We start from the raw sequence: 15193 nt of genomic DNA on the forward strand, positions 1-15193 counted from the left end.
AGTTCGTCCTCATGGCATCCGATCTGTACTCGCAAATCGTCCACTCGGCGCCCGGATCGTTCCTCGCCAAGCAACTCGGCATCCCCCAGCCCGAGACGCTGCGCCGCTACAAGCCCGGTGATCCGCCGCTGGCGGGCACGCTGCTGATCGGCGGTGAGGGCCGACTCGTCGAACCGCTGCGCACCGCACTGGCCGAGGACTACGACGTCGTCTCCGACAACCTCGGCGGGCGCTGGGCCGACTCCTTCGGCGGGCTGGTCTACGACGCCACCGGCATCACCGAACCGACCGGGCTGAAGGGCCTCTACGAGTTCTTCACCCCCCTGCTGCGCAACCTCGGGCCCTCCGGTCGCGTCGTCGTCATCGGCACCACACCCGAGCAGGCCGGCAACGAACACGAGCGCATCGCGCAGCGTGCGCTCGAGGGCTTCACCCGCTCGCTGGGCAAGGAGATGCGCCGCGGTGCGACGGTGAACCTGGTCTATGTGTCCCCTGACGCGAAGCCCGCCGCGACGGGTCTGGAGTCGACGATGCGGTTCCTGCTGTCGGGCAAGTCGGCCTACGTCGACGGTCAGGTGTTCCGGATCGGCCCCGACGACGCGGCGCCGCCCGCCGACTGGGACCGCCCGCTGGACGGCAAGGTCGCGATCGTCACCGGCGCCGCCCGCGGTATCGGCGCGACGATCGCCGAGGTGTTCTCCCGCGACGGGGCGAAGGTGATCTGCATCGACGTCGAGGGAGCGCAGGAAGCGCTCGGCGTGACCGCCACGAAGGTCGGCGGGACCGCGCTGGCCCTCGACGTGACCGCCGACGACGCCGTCGACCGCATCACCGAGCATGTGCGAGACCACTATGACGGTCGCGTCGACATCCTGGTCAACAACGCCGGCATCACCCGCGACAAGCTGCTCGCCAACATGGACGAGGGGCGCTGGGATTCGGTCGTCGCGGTGAATCTGGTTGCGCCGCTTGCCCTTGCCGAAGGTCTGGTGAACAACGGCGTGCTGGGCGAGGGCGGTCGCATCGTCGGCCTGTCCTCGATGGCCGGCATCGCGGGCAACCGCGGGCAGACCAACTACGCCGCGACCAAGGCGGGCATGATCGGGCTGACCGACAGCCTGTCGGAGGCCTACGCAGACAAGGGCGTCACCGTCAACGCGGTGGCTCCAGGCTTCATCGAGACCAAGATGACCGAGGCGATTCCGCTGGCGACCCGCGAGGTGGGCCGGCGGCTCAACTCGCTGTACCAGGGCGGCCAGCCGGTCGACGTCGCCGAGACCATCGCCTACTTCGCGAGCCCCGCATCCAACGCCGTCACGGGTAACACGGTGCGGGTGTGCGGCCAGGCGTGGTTGGGGGCGTGACGTGTCGCAACCGTCCGGCTTGATGAACCTGGCGCGCGCGGCGGCGGGCGCCCTGCCGTTCGTGCCGCGCGGCGAGACGCTGCCCGACCGCACGCTGACCGTCGAGGACCTGAAGATCGACCCCGAGAACGTGGCGGCCTACGCGGCGGTCACCGGACTGCAGTTCGGGGACACGGTGCCGCTGACGTATCCGTTCGCGTTGACGTTTCCGACGCTGATGTCGTTGGTCACCGGCTTCGACTTTCCCTTTGCGGCAATGGGTTCGGTGCACATCGAGAACCACATCACCCAGTACCACCCGATCGCGGTGACCGACTCCGTCTCGGTGAAGGTGCACGCGGAGAACCTGCGCGAGCATCGGCGCGGCCTGCTGGTCGACATCGTGACCGACGTCAACGTCGGCAACGAGCAGGCGTGGCACCAGATCACGACGTTCCTGCACCAGCAGCGCACGAGCCTGTCCGACGAGCCGAAGCCGCCGCCGCAGAAGCCGCCGAAACTCGGTCCGCCGAACGCGATGCTGCGCATCACGCCAGGACAGATCCGGCATTACGCGTCGGTGGGCGGCGACCACAACCCGATCCACACCAACTCCATCGCGGCCAAGCTGTTCGGTTTCCCGACCGTCATCGCGCACGGAATGTTCAGCGCGGCAGCGGTTCTGGCGAACATCGAGGGTCAGCTGCCCGATGCGGTCAAGTACTCGGTGAAGTTCGCCAAGCCCGTGGTGCTGCCCGCGAACGCGGGCCTGTACGTCGAACGGGTGTCCGACGGCTGGGATCTGACGTTGCGCGACATGAAGAAGCGCGAGCCGCATCTGTTCGGGACTGTCCGCTCGCTGTAGGGCGCGCGCTAGTTCGCCGTTTTGGCCGCAGTCTCGACGGGGTGGTCGGACGGGGTGCCCTTCAAGCCGCGCCAGAACAGGTTGATCATCAGCTCGGCGGCCTCGTCGACGCCGGCGTCGCCGGTGCTGACCCGCGACGCCACCGCCTCACCGGCACCGACCAGCGCGACGGCCATCATGTCGAAGTCGGTGTCGGGCTCGGGGTTTCGGGTGCCCGAGCGCAGCAGCCTGCCCACCAGGTCGATGATGCGTTCGCGACCCTCACGCACGGTGTGGGCGAACGCCTGCGAACTGGTGGCCTGGCTGTAGAGCACCATCCACGACGCCCGGTTGGCGTCGATGTAGTTCAGGAAGGCCAGGACCGCGGTGCGCAACAGGTCTTTCGGGCTCTGCTTGAAATCGATCTGGCTGCGGACCTCGTCAACGAACCGCGCCAGCTCACGATCCAGGCACGCCGCGAACAACTCTTCCTTGGAGCCGTAGTACAGGTACAGCATCGGCTTGGAGATCTGCGCCTCGGCGGCGATCGCGTCCATCGACGTCTCGTGATAGCCGTTGACCGAGAAGATCTGCACGGCGGCGTCCAGCATCTGCTGTTCGCGCACCGCGCGCGGCAACCGCTTGGTACCTCCGGCCATCCCACCAGGGTAAGCAATCGCCTGCCCGGCAGGCGTCAGCGACGGGCGTGGGCGGGAATCAGCAGGGGTGGCGGGTGGGAACTAGCACCGCGGGTTGGGGCCTTTCATCCCAGCGATCCGCAGCACCGAGGCGTCGACGCTGGACATCGACAGCTCACCGGCATCCAACGCCTTCTCCAGCCGGTCGAGCACGGCGGGCACCTCACCGGTACTCAGCCACAGCGCGACGTCGGCGCCCGCTTGCAGGCTCCGCAGCGCCGCCTCGGCGACCCCAAACCGGTCGGTGATGGCCCGCATACCGGACAAATCATCGGTGAACACCGGGCCGTTGAACGGTTGGCCGCCGTAATTGCCCGACCGCAGCAGCGCGTAGGCCGCCGGGCTCAGGCTCGCTGGATCGCTGCCGGTCAGGCCGGGCACCTGCAGGTGACCGACCATCACTCCAACCGGCGCCTGACTGGTCAGCGTGCGGTACGGCACCAGATCGGTGTTCTGCAATTCGCTGAGCGGTGGCGTCGTGACACCGCCCGTGTGCGAGTCGCCCGAGGCGCGCCCATGGCCGGGGAAGTGTTTGAGCACCGGCATCACACCGCCGTCGCGCAGGCCACGGGCATACGCGCCGGCGAAGTCGGTGACGACGGCCGGATCGGAGCCGAACGACCGGTCACCGATCGCGCCGCCCCCGTCGACGTCGACGACCGGCGCGAAGTCGATTGTGATGCCGAGCCCGCGCATGGCCTGGCCCCGCTTCAGCGCGATGTTGTACACCTCGTCGGGCGTGCTGCTGGCCGCCAGCGAGGCGGGCGACGGTTGGCTGCCGATCAGCCCGGCCAACCGCGACACCTGGCCGCCCTCCTCGTCGACGCTGACCGCGAGTGGTAGCGGGTTCGCCGATGCAGCGATGCCTGCCAGTGAGCCGTCGGACAGCATCGACAGGTCGGTCCAGCTACCGACGAAGATGCCGCCGACGTGGTGGGTGTCCACGACCGCGCGCGCGTCACCCGCGTTCGAGACCCCGACCATCAACAGCTGGGCGAGCTTGTCGCGGGTCGACATCGCCGCCAGCAGCGACTCCCCGGCGCCACACGCAGGAGCGGCGGGAGCACCCGGCGCGGGAGCCGCGGGCACGGCGGTCGCCGCCTTGGTGATGGGCGCGGACGTCGGTGAGGGTGCGGCTTCCTGCGCGGCAGGCGAGCACGCCATCAGCAATACGGGAGCGGCGGCGAGGGCACACAATGCGCGGGGCAAGGCCATGGGCCTCGACACTAACGGCTGTGGTGGCTCAGTTCTATCTCGTGGTCGGCGTGTGCGGCGAGAACATGCCTTCAGCTGCGCACATGGACCGCATGCTACTTTTGCCGCATGGATCGGTTCCTCGTGCCCGCCGCCGCCAGCATCGTGGTCGGTCTGCTGTTGGGTGCGGCAGCCGTGTTCGGTGTGACGCTGATGGTGCAGCAGGACAACAAGCCTCCTCTGCAAGCGGGCGATCCGGCGTCTTCGGTGCTCAACAGGGTCGAGTACGGCGACCGCAGCTGACTCCCGGGCCGCCTCCGAGACGGCCCCGCTCTCCCGGCGCTGGTTGTGGGTGGCCGCTGCGGCGGCGCTGGTCCTGACGTTCGCCCAGTCACCCGGACAGATCTCACCCGACACCAAGCTCGACCTGACCGCCAATCCGCTGCGGTTCCTCGCGCGCGCGTTCAACCTGTGGAACAGCGAGCTGCCCTTCGGGCAGGCCCAGAACCAGGCCTACGGGTATCTGTTCCCGCACGGCACCTTCTTCCTGATCGGCGACATCGTCGGACTGCCCGGCTGGGTCACCCAGCGGCTGTGGTGGGCGCTGCTGCTGGTGGTCGGCTTCTGGGGTGTGCTGCGGGTGGCCGAGGCGCTCGGCATCGGCAGCCCGACGTCGCGGGTGATCGCCGCGGTCGCCTACGCGCTGTCGCCGCGGGCGCTGACCACACTCGGTGCGATCTCGTCGGAGACGCTTCCGATGATGCTGGCGCCGTGGGTGCTGCTGCCGGTGATACTCGTGTTGAAGGGGGATCCCCGCGTCCGGGTGCTGGCGATGCGCTCCGCGGTGGCGATCGCGTTGATGGGTGCGGTCAACGCGGTGGCCACCCTCACCGGCTGCCTGTGCGCGGCCATCTGGCTGGCGTGTCATCGGCCCACCAAGCTGTGGTGGCGGTTCACGGCGTGGTGGGCGCTCGGCATCACGCTGGCGGTGCTGTGGTGGGCGGTCGCGCTGGTGATGCTGGGCCGGGTCAGCCCACCGTTTCTCGACTTCATCGAATCCTCCGGCGTCACCACGCGGTGGATGTCGCTGACCGAGATGCTGCGCGGCACCGACGCCTGGACACCGTTCGTCGCGCCCAACGCGACCGCCGGAGCGTCCCTGGTGACCGGTTCGGTCGCGGTGCTGGCCACGACCCTGGTCGCCGCTGCAGGCCTGGCGGGGCTGGCCTTGAAGTCGATGCCCGCCCGCGGTCGCCTGATCGTGATCCTGCTGACCGGTGTCACGCTGCTCGCCGTCGGCTACTCCGGCGGGCTGGGCTCGCCGATCGCGCTGCAGGTTCAGGCGTTTCTCGACGCGTCGGGGACGCCGCTGCGCAACCTGCACAAGCTCGAACCCCTGTTGCGGCTGCCCCTGGCGTTGGGGTTGGCGCATCTGCTCGGCCGCATTCCGCTTCCCGGTAGCGCACCGCGGGCGCAGTGGACGAGCGCGTGGGCGCACCCCGAGCGGGACAAACGCGTCGCGGTGGGGATGGTGGTGCTGGTCGCACTGGCAGCGGGCACGTCGCTCGCATGGACCGGACGCCTCACGCCGCCAGGCGCTTTCGACGCGATCCCGCAATACTGGCACGACACCGCCGACTGGCTCGACGAGCACAACACCGGCGGCCGCGTCCTGGTGGCGCCTGGCGCTCCGTTCGCCACCCAGGTGTGGGGCAACAGCCACGACGAACCGCTGCAGGTACTGGGCGAAAGCGCCTGGGGCGTGCGCGATTCCATCCCGCTGACCCCGCCGCAGACCATCCGCGCGCTGGACTCCGTGCAGCGGCTGTTCGCCGCCGGCCGCCCATCTGCGGGTCTCGCGGACACCCTTGCCCGCCAGGGCATTTCGTATGTGGTGGTGCGCAACGACCTCGACCCGGAGTCGTCGCGGTCGGCGCGACCGCTGCTGGTACACCGCGCGATCGACGGCTCGCCGGGCCTGAAGAAGGTCGCCGAGTTCGGCGATCCGGTCGGCGCGGGCACCCTGGCCGGGTTCGTCTCCGACAGCGGTCTGCGGCCGCGCTACCCCGCCGTCGAGATCTACCGGGTACACGCCGAAACCCCGGTGACGCCGTACCTCGTCGACACCGACCGCATGGCGCGCGTCGATGGCGCACCCGAGGCGCTGCTGCGGCTCGACGAGCGGCGCCGACTCCTCGAGCACCCGCCGCTGGGCCCCATGCTCCTGACCGCCGACGCCGAGCGCGCGGGCGTGCCGGCACCGCTGGTCACCGTCACCGACACCCCACTCGCGCGCGAAACCGACTACGGCCGCGTCGACGACCACTCGTCGGCGATCCGCACCCCCGACGATCCACGGCACACCCACAACCGGGTCATCGACTACCCCTCTCCCGGAACCGATCTCGTCTACGGGCAGTGGAATGGCGGCCGGGTGTCGGTGTCGAGTTCGGCGGCCGATTCCACCGCGCTCCCCAACGTCGCCCCGGCGGCCGGTCCGGCCGCGGCGGTCGATGCCGACCCGTCGACCAGTTGGGTGTCCAACTCGCTGCAGTCGGCGATCGGCCAGTGGATGCAGGTGGACTTCGACCACCCCGTCACCAACGCGACCATCACGGTCACGCCCAGCGCCACCGCCGTCGGCGCACAGATCCGCCGCATCGAGATCTCGACGGTCAACGGCACCAGCACCCTTCGGTTCGACGAGGCAGGCAAGCCGCTCACCGCCGCACTGCCCTACGGCGAGTCACCGTGGGTGCGGCTCACCGCGGTGGCCACCGACGACGGCTCCCCCGGCGTGCAGTTCGGGATCACCGACCTCGCGGTCACCCAGTACGACGCGAACGGCTTCGCCCACCCCGTCAGCCTGCGCCACACCGTGGCCGTTCCCGGTCCCCCTCCGGATTCGGTTGTGGCGCAATGGGACCTGGGTTCGGAGTTGCTGGGACGATCCGGTTGCGCGCAGAGCCCGACCGGCTACCGGTGCGCGGCGTTGATGGCGCTCTCGGCCGAGGAGCCGGTGAACCTCAGCCGGACACTGACGGTTCCGACACCGATCGCGGTGACGCCGACCGTGTGGGTGCGCGCCCGCCAGGGCCCCCAGCTGGCCGACCTGATCAGCGCGCCCGGCACCACTCGCGCAGTGGGCGAGGCCGATCCGATCGACGTGCTCGGCTCGGCCTACGCCGCCGCAGACGGTGACCCAGACACCGCGTGGACAGCCCCACAGCGGGTCGTGCAGCAGGGAACTCCGCCGACCCTGACACTGAAACTGCCGAGGCGGAGCGAGGTCGCCGGACTGCGGGTGACGCCGAGTTCGTCTGAGCTGCCGGCACGCCCGACGCTGCTGGCCGTCGATCTCGGTGACGGTCCGCAGATTCGGCCCGTGGCCGGCGATGCGGGTGCGCAGACGCTGGATCTCAAACCCAGAGTCACCGACACGGTGACGGTTTCGATTCTCGACTGGGACGACATCATCGACCGCACGGCGCTCGGCTTCGACCAACTCAAACCGCCCGGCCTGGCCGAGGTGACGGCTCTCGACACCCGCGGCGACCCGATCGCGGCCGCCGATGCCGCGGTCAACCGGAACCGCACCATCGACATGCCCTGCGGAAAGGGACCGGTCATCGGTGTCGCCGGCGAGTTCGTGCAGACCTCGCTCACCACCACCGTCGGCGCACTGCTCGACGGCGAGCCCGTGGCCGCACGCCCATGTCGGGCCGAGCCGATCCTGCTGCCCGAGGGCCAACAGGAGTTGGTGATCAGCCCCGGTGCCGCATTCATCGTCGACGGAGCCCAACTCGCCGGGCCACGGGCCGGTGAAATACGCCCGGCGCCAACCGTTCCCGTGCAAATCGGACAGTGGAGCGCAGACCGTCGCGAGGTGACGGTCGCACCGTCGTCGGCGTCCCGGGTGCTCGTGGTACCCGAAAGCGTCAACCCCGGCTGGGTCGCCCACGACAGCGCCGGGTCACGGCTGACGCCGATCACCGTGAACGGTTGGCAGCAGGGCTGGGTGCTGCCGCCTGGCACTGCGGGCCCGGTCACGCTGAGCTTCCCGACGAACATGCCCTACCGTGTCGGCCTGATCGGCGGGTTGGCCCTGCTGCCGGTGCTCGCGCTCCTCGCTTTTCTGCCGATGCGCAGGCGCCCGGCGCCGGCCGATCCGGTGCCGGTGTGGCAACCGCACCCCGTCGCCGTCGGCGCCGCGACGCTGGCTGTCGGTGCGGCGATCTCGGGAGTCGCGGGCGTCGCGGTGGTCGGGCTGGTGGTCGGTGTCCGTTGGCTGCTGCGTAATCGCGAAAAGCTCTGCGAGGCAGTGACGGTCGGCACCGCGGCTGGCGGGTTGATCCTGGCCGGTGCGGTGCTGAGCCAAAACCCGTGGCGCTCGGTCGACGGCTACGTCGGGCATTCGTGGGGTGTGCAGCTGCTGGCGTTGATCTCGGTGGCCGCGGTCGCGGCATCGACCGTGCGGCCGGAGAAACGTCTCAGCTGACCGCGATCAGATGCTCGAGCTTGGGTTCGCCGATGACGTACTTGTCGACCTCCCGCTCGGCGATCAGGTCCTGGTTCGTCTGCCGGACGACGTGCTGATGCAGATGCTCGTACCACGACCGCACGACGAACGCCTCGACGAACGTGTTGGGGAATTCGCCGCTGCGGAACAACCGCCACTGCACGGCCCCGGTGCGCTGGCGCGACCGCTTCACCCGATCCATCGCCGCGACGAACGCCGCTTCGTTCTCCGATGCGACCCGGTAGGTCTTGAGCACGACGACCGGGCCGTCGGGCGGAGCGGGTTCGAACACCAGCGCCGGCTCCGGCCAGTGCCCCGACGGTTCGACGTCGAGGTTGCCGGTGCCCGGGTGCAGCGGCCACCACAGCAGCGACACCGCACAGGCGGCGAGCAGCCCGGCCGCGATCAGCAGCGCCGTCACGCTGTTGGTCGCGCCGGCCACCAGACCCCAGACCAGTGAGCCGATGGCCTGCCCGCCCATGAACACCAGCTGGTAGACCGACAGGCCGCGCGCCCGCACCCAGGCCGGAAGGCTCAGCTGCATCGACGCATTCAGCGTCGACAAGGTGAGCAACCACGACAGTCCGCCGACGATCATCGCGACGATGACCACCGTGAGCACCGGGACGAGGGCCAACACCGCGGTGGCGAGCGCAAAGCCGACCGCGCCCACGGTCAACAGTGCGTTGCGCCCGAACCGGATCTGCAGCCGGGACAGCACGGTCGCGCCGCACACCGCGCCGACACCGAGCGCACCCAGCAGCACGCCGTAGCCCGCTGACGACAGGTGCAGTTGTCGATCGGCGATGACCGCGAGCAACCCCCACAGCGCACTGCCGGGAGCGATGAACAGCAGCGCCCGCAGCAGGATGCGCCGCACCACCGGTGAGCTGCGGATGTAGCGCCCGCCCGCGGTCAACGCCGACAACGGCCGTTCGGTCGGCAGCAGCCGTTCCTCCGTCGGCCGGCGCCAGGTGAACAACACCACCACGATGCCGACGAACGAGACCGCGTTCAGCGCGAACACCATCGTCGGCCCCGACAGCGACACCAGCACACCCGCGATCGCGGGCCCGATCGCCCTCGCGGTGTTCATGGCCAGGCTGGTCAGCGCCGCCGCAGCGGGAATCTGGTCGCGCGGAACGAGTTCGGGCTGGATGGCCTGCCACGCCGGGGCCGTCAACGCCTGCCCGCAGCCGATCAGGAACAGCAGGATCAGCAGCACCGCTGGCGTCGTCAATCCGACCCCGGTCAAGATCGCCAGGACCGAGACACCGGCCGCCATCGCCGACTGTGTGGCGATCAGCAGGCGCCGCCGGTCGATCAGATCGGCGACCACGCCGGAGGGTAGCGCCAACAGCATCACCGGCAGCGTCGTCGCGGTCTGCACCAAGGGCACCAGCACCGCGGCGCCGGGATCGGCGACCAGCATCCACTGCGCCCCGACCGTCTGCATCCAGGTCCCGAGGTTCGACACGAGCTGCGCGATCCACAACGCCCGGTACATCGGCGACCGCAGCGGCGCCCACGCAGACGGCGCGGCGCGGACGCTGGACGATGCCGCCATACGGTTCTGGCCTTTCGCTATGAATCGAGTTTCAAGTACCCGATTGATCGGCCGCTATCTCGTAGCATCGGCCGCGTGCCGGAACTGAACACCGCCCGCGGACCGATCGACACCGCAGACCTGGGTGTCACGCTCATGCACGAACACGTCTTCATCCAGTCCCTCGACATCACCACCAACTATCCGGAGGTCTGGGGCGACGAGGCCCAACGGGAAGCCGACGCCGTCGTCCGCCTCAACGAGCTCAAATCGCGCGGAGTCGACAGCATCGTCGATCTCACGGTGATCGGCATGGGGCGCTACGTTCCGCGCATCGAGCGTATCGCCGCGCAGACCGGCATCAACATCATCGTGGCGACCGGCGTCTACACCTACAACGACGTCCCGATGTTCTTCCACTTCAGCGGGCCGGAAACGCCGCTCGGCGAGCCGATGGTCGACATGTTCGTCCGCGACATCACCACCGGTATCGCCGGCACCGGCGTCAAGGCGGCGATCCTCAAATGCGCGACCGACGAGCCCGGCCTGACACCGGGCGTCGAGCGGGTTTTGCGCGCGGTGGCCCAGGCGCACCGGGAAACCGGCGTTCCGATCTCGACGCACACCCACGCCGCGACCAAGCGAGGCCTGGATCAGCAGCGGGTGTTCAGCGAGGAGGGGGTGGACCTCTCGCGCGTCGTCATCGGGCATTCCGGTGACAGCACCGATCTGGACTACCTGGAACAGCTGATCGACGCCGGGTCCTACATCGGGATGGACCGGTTCGGCGTGGACGTGTTCCTCGGCTTCGAGGAGCGGGTGGACACGGTGGCGCGGATGTGCGAGCGCGGCCACGCCGACAAGATGGTGCTGTCGCACGACGCGTCCTGCTACATGGACTGGTTGCCGGAAGGGCTGGCCGAGCAGACCATGCCCAACTGGCACTACCTGCACATCCACAACGACGTGATCCCGGCCCTCAAGCAGCGGGGGGTCACCGACGAGCAGCTCACGACGATGCTCGTCGACAACCCGCGCCGGATCTTCGAGACGCGCGGCGGTTACTGACATGCCGGAGCCGACCCCGCCGATCAGCACGCAGGTGTCGCGGCTGGCAGCGGCTGAACCGGACGCGCCCGCGGTCACCTGCGACGGACTCACCCTCACCCGTGGTGAGCTCGATGCGTCGACCAATCGGCTGGCCCGTGCCTACGCCGAACTCGGTGTGGGAGAAGGTGATTACGTCTCGGTGGTGTTACCGAACTCCATCGAGTGGGTGCAGGCGATGCTGGCGATCTGGAAGCTGGGTGCAGTCCCGCAGCCGCTCTCACCGCGGCTGCCCGACGCCGAACTGAGCGGGCTGCTCGAACTGAGGCCCCGCGCCCTGGTGGTCGGCCGCGCCGACCCCACCGGCCGAATAGCAACTGTGCCAGCGGGTTACGCGCCGGATCGGGGATTGTCGGACGCACCGCTGCCCGAAAAGGTGTCGCCGGTGTTCAAGGCGATGGCATCGGGCGGCAGCACCGGCAGGCCCAAACTGATCGAGGCCGGCAACGACAGCCGCTTCCCCCCGCTGGTGGGTTATCCGCTTGGGGCGCAGGAGGGTGACGTCAACCTGATCTCGGTGCCGATGAGCCACAACACCGGCTTCACCACGTTCGCGATCGGACTCGTGCAGGGCCATCACCTGGTGTTGATGCCGCGATTCGAACCGCACGAGTTCCTGCGCCTGGTGACCGAGCACCGGGTGACGTGGCTGACGACGGTGCCCACGATCATGCAGCGCCTGCTGCCCGTGTACCGGGCCGACCCCGATGCCTACGACCTGTCGTCGATCCGGCGGTTCTGGCATGTCGGCGCACCGTGTCCACCCGCGGTCAAGCGAGCCTGGATCGAGATACTGCAGCCGGACACCTTGTGGGAACTCTACGGCGGCACGGAATTACAGGCATTGACGTTCATCTCGGGTAGCCAGTGGTTGGCCCACCCGGGCTCGGTGGGTGTCGTGGTCACCGGGGAGATGAAGGTGCTCGACGACGACGGCAACGAGTGCCCGCCCGGGGTGGTCGGCGAGATCTACATGCGGCCGTCGCCGGGCAGCGCCCCCACCTACCGCTACGTCGGCGCGACGGCGAAGTCCCGCGACGGCTGGGACTCGCTGGGCGATCTCGGCTACTTCGATGACGACGGCTTCCTCTACCTCAACGACCGCCGGGTGGACATGTTCACCGTCGGCGGCAAAAACGTCTATCCCGCCGAGATCGAGTCCGCGCTGTCCGAGCATCCCGCGGTGCTCTCGTGTCTGGTGGTCGGCGTCCCCGACGACGACCTCGGCCAGGTGCCGTATGCGCTCGTGCAGGCCGACGGTCTCGACGAGGCGGGCGTCGTCGCGTTCCTGTCCGAGCGGCTCGAGCGCCACAAGGTGCCGCGCACGGTCGAATTCACCGAGGCGCCGTTGCGCGACGACGCCGGCAAAGCGCGCCGTTCGGCGCTGCGCGACGAGGTCATCTCGCGACGGGCTCAGGCACGCTGCTGACCGACGAGTCCAATGGCGGCACCGGCCGGGTGTGGCGATACTCCCAGCGCCGCAACGCCGTTCGGCACGGCGACTCCACCAGCGCGTAGCTGACCGCGGCGATCGCAAATCCGAACACGACCGTCAGAACCAGCACCACCGGCATGTGCCCGTTGAACGCGAACTCGCCGATGACCGGAAACACCATCGCCAGCGCGGCGAGGTGCCAGATGAACAGTCCGTAGGACCATCGTCCCAACGTCACCATCGTCGTGCTGCCCAGCAGCCGATGCGGGGTGTCGGGGCGGTCGAGAACCAGCGGGGCGAGCAGTGCACCCGCGACCACGGCGCCCATCGCGATCTTGACGACGAACTGGCTGACGGTGCCCGGCGTGAGGCCCTCGGGGCCGGCGACCGGCGAGGCGGCGACCAAAAAGGCCGCGACCGCGATGACCGCCATCAGGACCCGCCGCCGGGCCAGTCGGTGCGGCCATCCGACGGGTGTGACGGTCAACTCGGCGAGCAGCATGCCCGCGGCGAACCAGGAGAAGAAGGCGGGCGGCCAGTTCAGGTGGTTGACGCCGGCCGATGTGGCGATCGGCAGCACCGCCCACCCGAGGCTGGCCAGTCCCGCGGCGGCGATGACGGGAATGCGGGCCCGCACCGGGACGCGTCGCACCAGCAACGCCAGCAGCGGCAGCGCCATGTAGAACGCGACCTCGACCGACAGGCTCCACATCTGGGTCAGGCCCGCGGTGAGCGTCAGCGGCACATAGATCTGGGTCAGGGTGAGATTGGCCAACCACACGGTCAGGTCCGCTTTGGCCTCGGGCAGCAGCGACAGGATCACCACGACCGCGACGAGGTATCCGGGCATGATGCGCACGATCCGTGAGCGCAGGTAGTGGCCGGTCGGCGGGATCGGCCGCAGCCCGCGCGCCGCCGAGGCGTGCCCACGCCACAACAGGAAACCCGAGAGAGCGAAGAACAGGGCCACCGCGAGATCGAACCTGCCGAACAGCCGTCCGCTGACCCCGCCGGTGTGGCCGGTCTGGAACGCGACGTGGGTGACGACGACGCCGACCGCGGCGCAGGCGCGCATGCCCTCCACCGCAGGCAGGAATCCGCGGGTTCCGCCCACCTGCTCGTCGCGAGTCTCGCCGGCCACCAAAACTGCCACTGAATCAGTGTGCCCGGTGGAGCCGACCACGGTGACCACGGGTCGGCGGATGCCTCTGGACCGACGACGACCTTAAATTGTGCTGTTAGGGTCAAACGGGTTTCTGCGGGCATACCGCAGTTGAAGGAGGCACGGTTTGAACCGCGCAGTGGCGCTGCGGATTGCGGCTTGCGGGATCTTGGGGCTGGGTGCTGCCCTGTTGATCGCCGCGCTGTTGCTGTCCACCTACACCCACAGCAAGATCGCCAAGATCCCGCTGGACCTCGATGCCACGCTGATCAGCGACGGCAGCGGTACGGCCTTCGACCCCGCGTCGCTGAACGCCGAGCGGTTCGTCGTCGACCGGGACGTGCCGATGGTCCAACAGGAGCAGCTCACGGTGGAGTCGCCGTCGAACGCCGACGTGGTGACGATGCAGGTGGGCTCCACGCTGCGTCGCACCGACAAACAGCAGGACGCGGGCCTGCTGTTGGCGCTGGTCGACACCGTGACCGTCAACCGCAGCACCGCCGAAGCGGTGTCCAGCGAGAGCAATCCGGGCGGCGCGGTGCAGAAACCGCGCGCCATGGAGGACGACAAGCCGCCGACCAACATCGCCCTGCCACACGAGGGCCTGGCCTTCCGGTTCCCCTTCGACACCGAGAAGAAGACCTACTCCGTCTTCGATCCGATCGCGCAGAAGGCGTTCGACGCCAACTACGACGGCGAAGAAGACGTCAACGGGTTGACCACCTACCGGTTCACCCAGAACGTCGGCTACGACTCCGACGGCAAGCTCGTGGAGCCGGTGAAGTACGCGTCGCTCTACGAGGACGACGCCGACAGCGAGGTCACCGCCCGCGCGGCGATGTGGGGTGTGCCCGGTGAGCCCGACGAGCCGATCACGATGTCGCGGTACTACGCCGCGCAGCGCACCTTCTGGGTCGACCCGGTATCGGGGACGATCGTCAAGAAGGACGAGCACGGTTACCACTACTACGCCCGCGAGCCGCTCAAGCCCGAGGTCACGTTCGTCGACTTCAAGGTGACGTTCAACGAGGAGACCGTCGAGTCCCAGGTCGCCAGCGCCGGCGACGAGCGGGACCGGGTGGCGCTGTGGGGCCGCATCCTGCCGATCACCTTCACCGCGATGGGGCTGGTGCTGCTGGTCGGCGGCGCGCTGCTCGGCTCGTTCAGCCTGCGCGCGGAGTCCGCGCTGATCGACCCCGGTCTCGACGAGGCCGACCACGGATTCTTCGACACCCAGGGGATCAAGGTCCCGGGCGCCGAAGCCAAGACCGAGAAGATCCCGACATCTCGACCGACCGACCTGCCCCCGGACAGACCGGTCTGATCGGGCGGTCGGTCGTCGGAC

11 protein-coding genes are annotated in these 15193 nt (G+C 69.1%); 7 read left to right on the forward strand and 4 right to left on the reverse strand.

Annotation, left to right across the window (positions count from 1 at the left end; genetic code table 11):
* Window positions 1-11: 11 nt before the first annotated feature.
* Together RMCN_RS20040 and RMCN_RS20045 are read left to right on the forward strand one after the other, a co-directional pair.
* Window positions 12-1364 carry a 3-oxoacyl-ACP reductase gene (locus RMCN_RS20040; RefSeq protein WP_067392815.1) on the forward strand — a complete coding sequence of 451 codons (1353 nt, stop codon included), beginning with the start codon at window positions 12-14 and terminating at the stop codon, window positions 1362-1364.
* Between the two features lie 22 nt (window positions 1365-1386).
* Window positions 1387-2208 (forward strand): MaoC/PaaZ C-terminal domain-containing protein, encoded by an 822-nt coding sequence (locus tag RMCN_RS20045; RefSeq protein ID WP_067393110.1) that lies wholly within the window; start codon window positions 1387-1389, stop codon window positions 2206-2208.
* An 8-nt stretch (window positions 2209-2216) separates the two neighbouring features.
* Here the strand turns inward: RMCN_RS20045 and RMCN_RS20050 are convergent, their stop codons facing one another.
* On the reverse strand, window positions 2217-2846 hold the full coding sequence (locus RMCN_RS20050) for a TetR/AcrR family transcriptional regulator (RefSeq protein WP_067392818.1): 630 nt from the start codon (window positions 2844-2846) through the stop codon (window positions 2217-2219).
* An 81-nt stretch (window positions 2847-2927) separates the two neighbouring features.
* Entirely contained in the window at window positions 2928-4100 is a 1173-nt protein-coding gene (locus tag RMCN_RS20055; protein ID WP_165604462.1) for a glycoside hydrolase family 3 N-terminal domain-containing protein, read from the reverse strand.
* Between the two features lie 108 nt (window positions 4101-4208).
* Here RMCN_RS20055 and RMCN_RS20060 point away from each other — a divergent pair, with 108 nt between their 5' ends.
* Entirely contained in the window at window positions 4209-4382 is a 174-nt protein-coding gene (locus RMCN_RS20060; protein WP_066810839.1) for a DUF2613 domain-containing protein, read from the forward strand.
* Window positions 4383-4431: 49 nt separating this feature from the next.
* The gene (locus tag RMCN_RS20065; RefSeq protein WP_067392824.1) at window positions 4432-8577 is read left to right on the forward strand and encodes an alpha-(1->3)-arabinofuranosyltransferase domain-containing protein; all 4146 of its coding nucleotides are present in this window, start codon (window positions 4432-4434) and stop codon (window positions 8575-8577) included.
* Here the strand turns inward: RMCN_RS20065 and RMCN_RS20070 are convergent.
* Complete coding sequence (locus RMCN_RS20070) at window positions 8570-10165, reverse strand: MFS transporter (protein ID WP_067392826.1); 1596 nt, start codon at window positions 10163-10165, stop codon at window positions 8570-8572. The two genes, RMCN_RS20065 and RMCN_RS20070, sit on opposite strands and share 8 nt — an antisense overlap.
* Before the next feature lie 75 nt (window positions 10166-10240).
* Here RMCN_RS20070 and RMCN_RS20075 point away from each other — a divergent pair, with 75 nt between their 5' ends.
* Together RMCN_RS20075 and RMCN_RS20080 are read left to right on the forward strand one after the other, a co-directional pair.
* A complete protein-coding gene (locus RMCN_RS20075; RefSeq protein ID WP_067392829.1) occupies window positions 10241-11212 on the forward strand; it encodes a phosphotriesterase family protein in 972 nt (323 codons plus the stop codon).
* Window position 11213: 1 nt separating this feature from the next.
* Window positions 11214-12680: an AMP-binding protein gene (locus tag RMCN_RS20080; protein WP_067392831.1), complete on the forward strand. Its 1467-nt coding sequence runs from the start codon at window positions 11214-11216 to the stop codon at window positions 12678-12680.
* Here RMCN_RS20080 and RMCN_RS20085 read toward each other — a convergent pair.
* Window positions 12649-13761: an acyltransferase family protein gene (locus RMCN_RS20085; RefSeq protein ID WP_064414030.1), complete on the reverse strand. Its 1113-nt coding sequence runs from the start codon at window positions 13759-13761 to the stop codon at window positions 12649-12651. The genes RMCN_RS20080 and RMCN_RS20085 overlap by 32 nt on opposite strands.
* A gap of 214 nt (window positions 13762-13975) precedes the next feature.
* On the opposite strand from RMCN_RS20085, the gene RMCN_RS20090 reads away from it, so the two are divergent.
* On the forward strand, window positions 13976-15172 hold the full coding sequence (locus RMCN_RS20090; RefSeq protein WP_064413868.1) for a cell envelope lipid trafficking protein PgfA: 1197 nt from the start codon (window positions 13976-13978) through the stop codon (window positions 15170-15172).
* The last annotated feature ends 21 nt before the right edge of the window (window positions 15173-15193 follow it).

Source organism: Mycolicibacterium novocastrense, assembly GCF_001570485.1.
Classification (GTDB): domain Bacteria; phylum Actinomycetota; class Actinomycetes; order Mycobacteriales; family Mycobacteriaceae; genus Mycobacterium; species Mycobacterium novocastrense.

Bases quoted from the DNA above. Each gene is read 5' to 3' on its own strand.
- RMCN_RS20045 (WP_067393110.1), top strand. From the start codon at position 1,387: ATGAACCTGGCGCGCGCGGCGGCGGGCGCCCTGCCGTTCGTGCCGCGC.
- RMCN_RS20060 (WP_066810839.1), top strand. From the start codon at position 4,209: ATGGATCGGTTCCTCGTGCCCGCCGCCGCCAGCATCGTGGTCGGTCTG.
- RMCN_RS20070 (WP_067392826.1), bottom strand. From the start codon at position 10,165: ATGGCGGCATCGTCCAGCGTCCGCGCCGCGCCGTCTGCGTGGGCGCCG.
- RMCN_RS20040 (WP_067392815.1), top strand. From the start codon at position 12: ATGGCATCCGATCTGTACTCGCAAATCGTCCACTCGGCGCCCGGATCG.
- RMCN_RS20080 (WP_067392831.1), top strand. From the start codon at position 11,214: ATGCCGGAGCCGACCCCGCCGATCAGCACGCAGGTGTCGCGGCTGGCA.
- RMCN_RS20055 (WP_165604462.1), bottom strand. From the start codon at position 4,100: ATGGCCTTGCCCCGCGCATTGTGTGCCCTCGCCGCCGCTCCCGTATTG.
- RMCN_RS20050 (WP_067392818.1), bottom strand. From the start codon at position 2,846: ATGGCCGGAGGTACCAAGCGGTTGCCGCGCGCGGTGCGCGAACAGCAG.
- RMCN_RS20085 (WP_064414030.1), bottom strand. From the start codon at position 13,761: ATGCGCGCCTGCGCCGCGGTCGGCGTCGTCGTCACCCACGTCGCGTTC.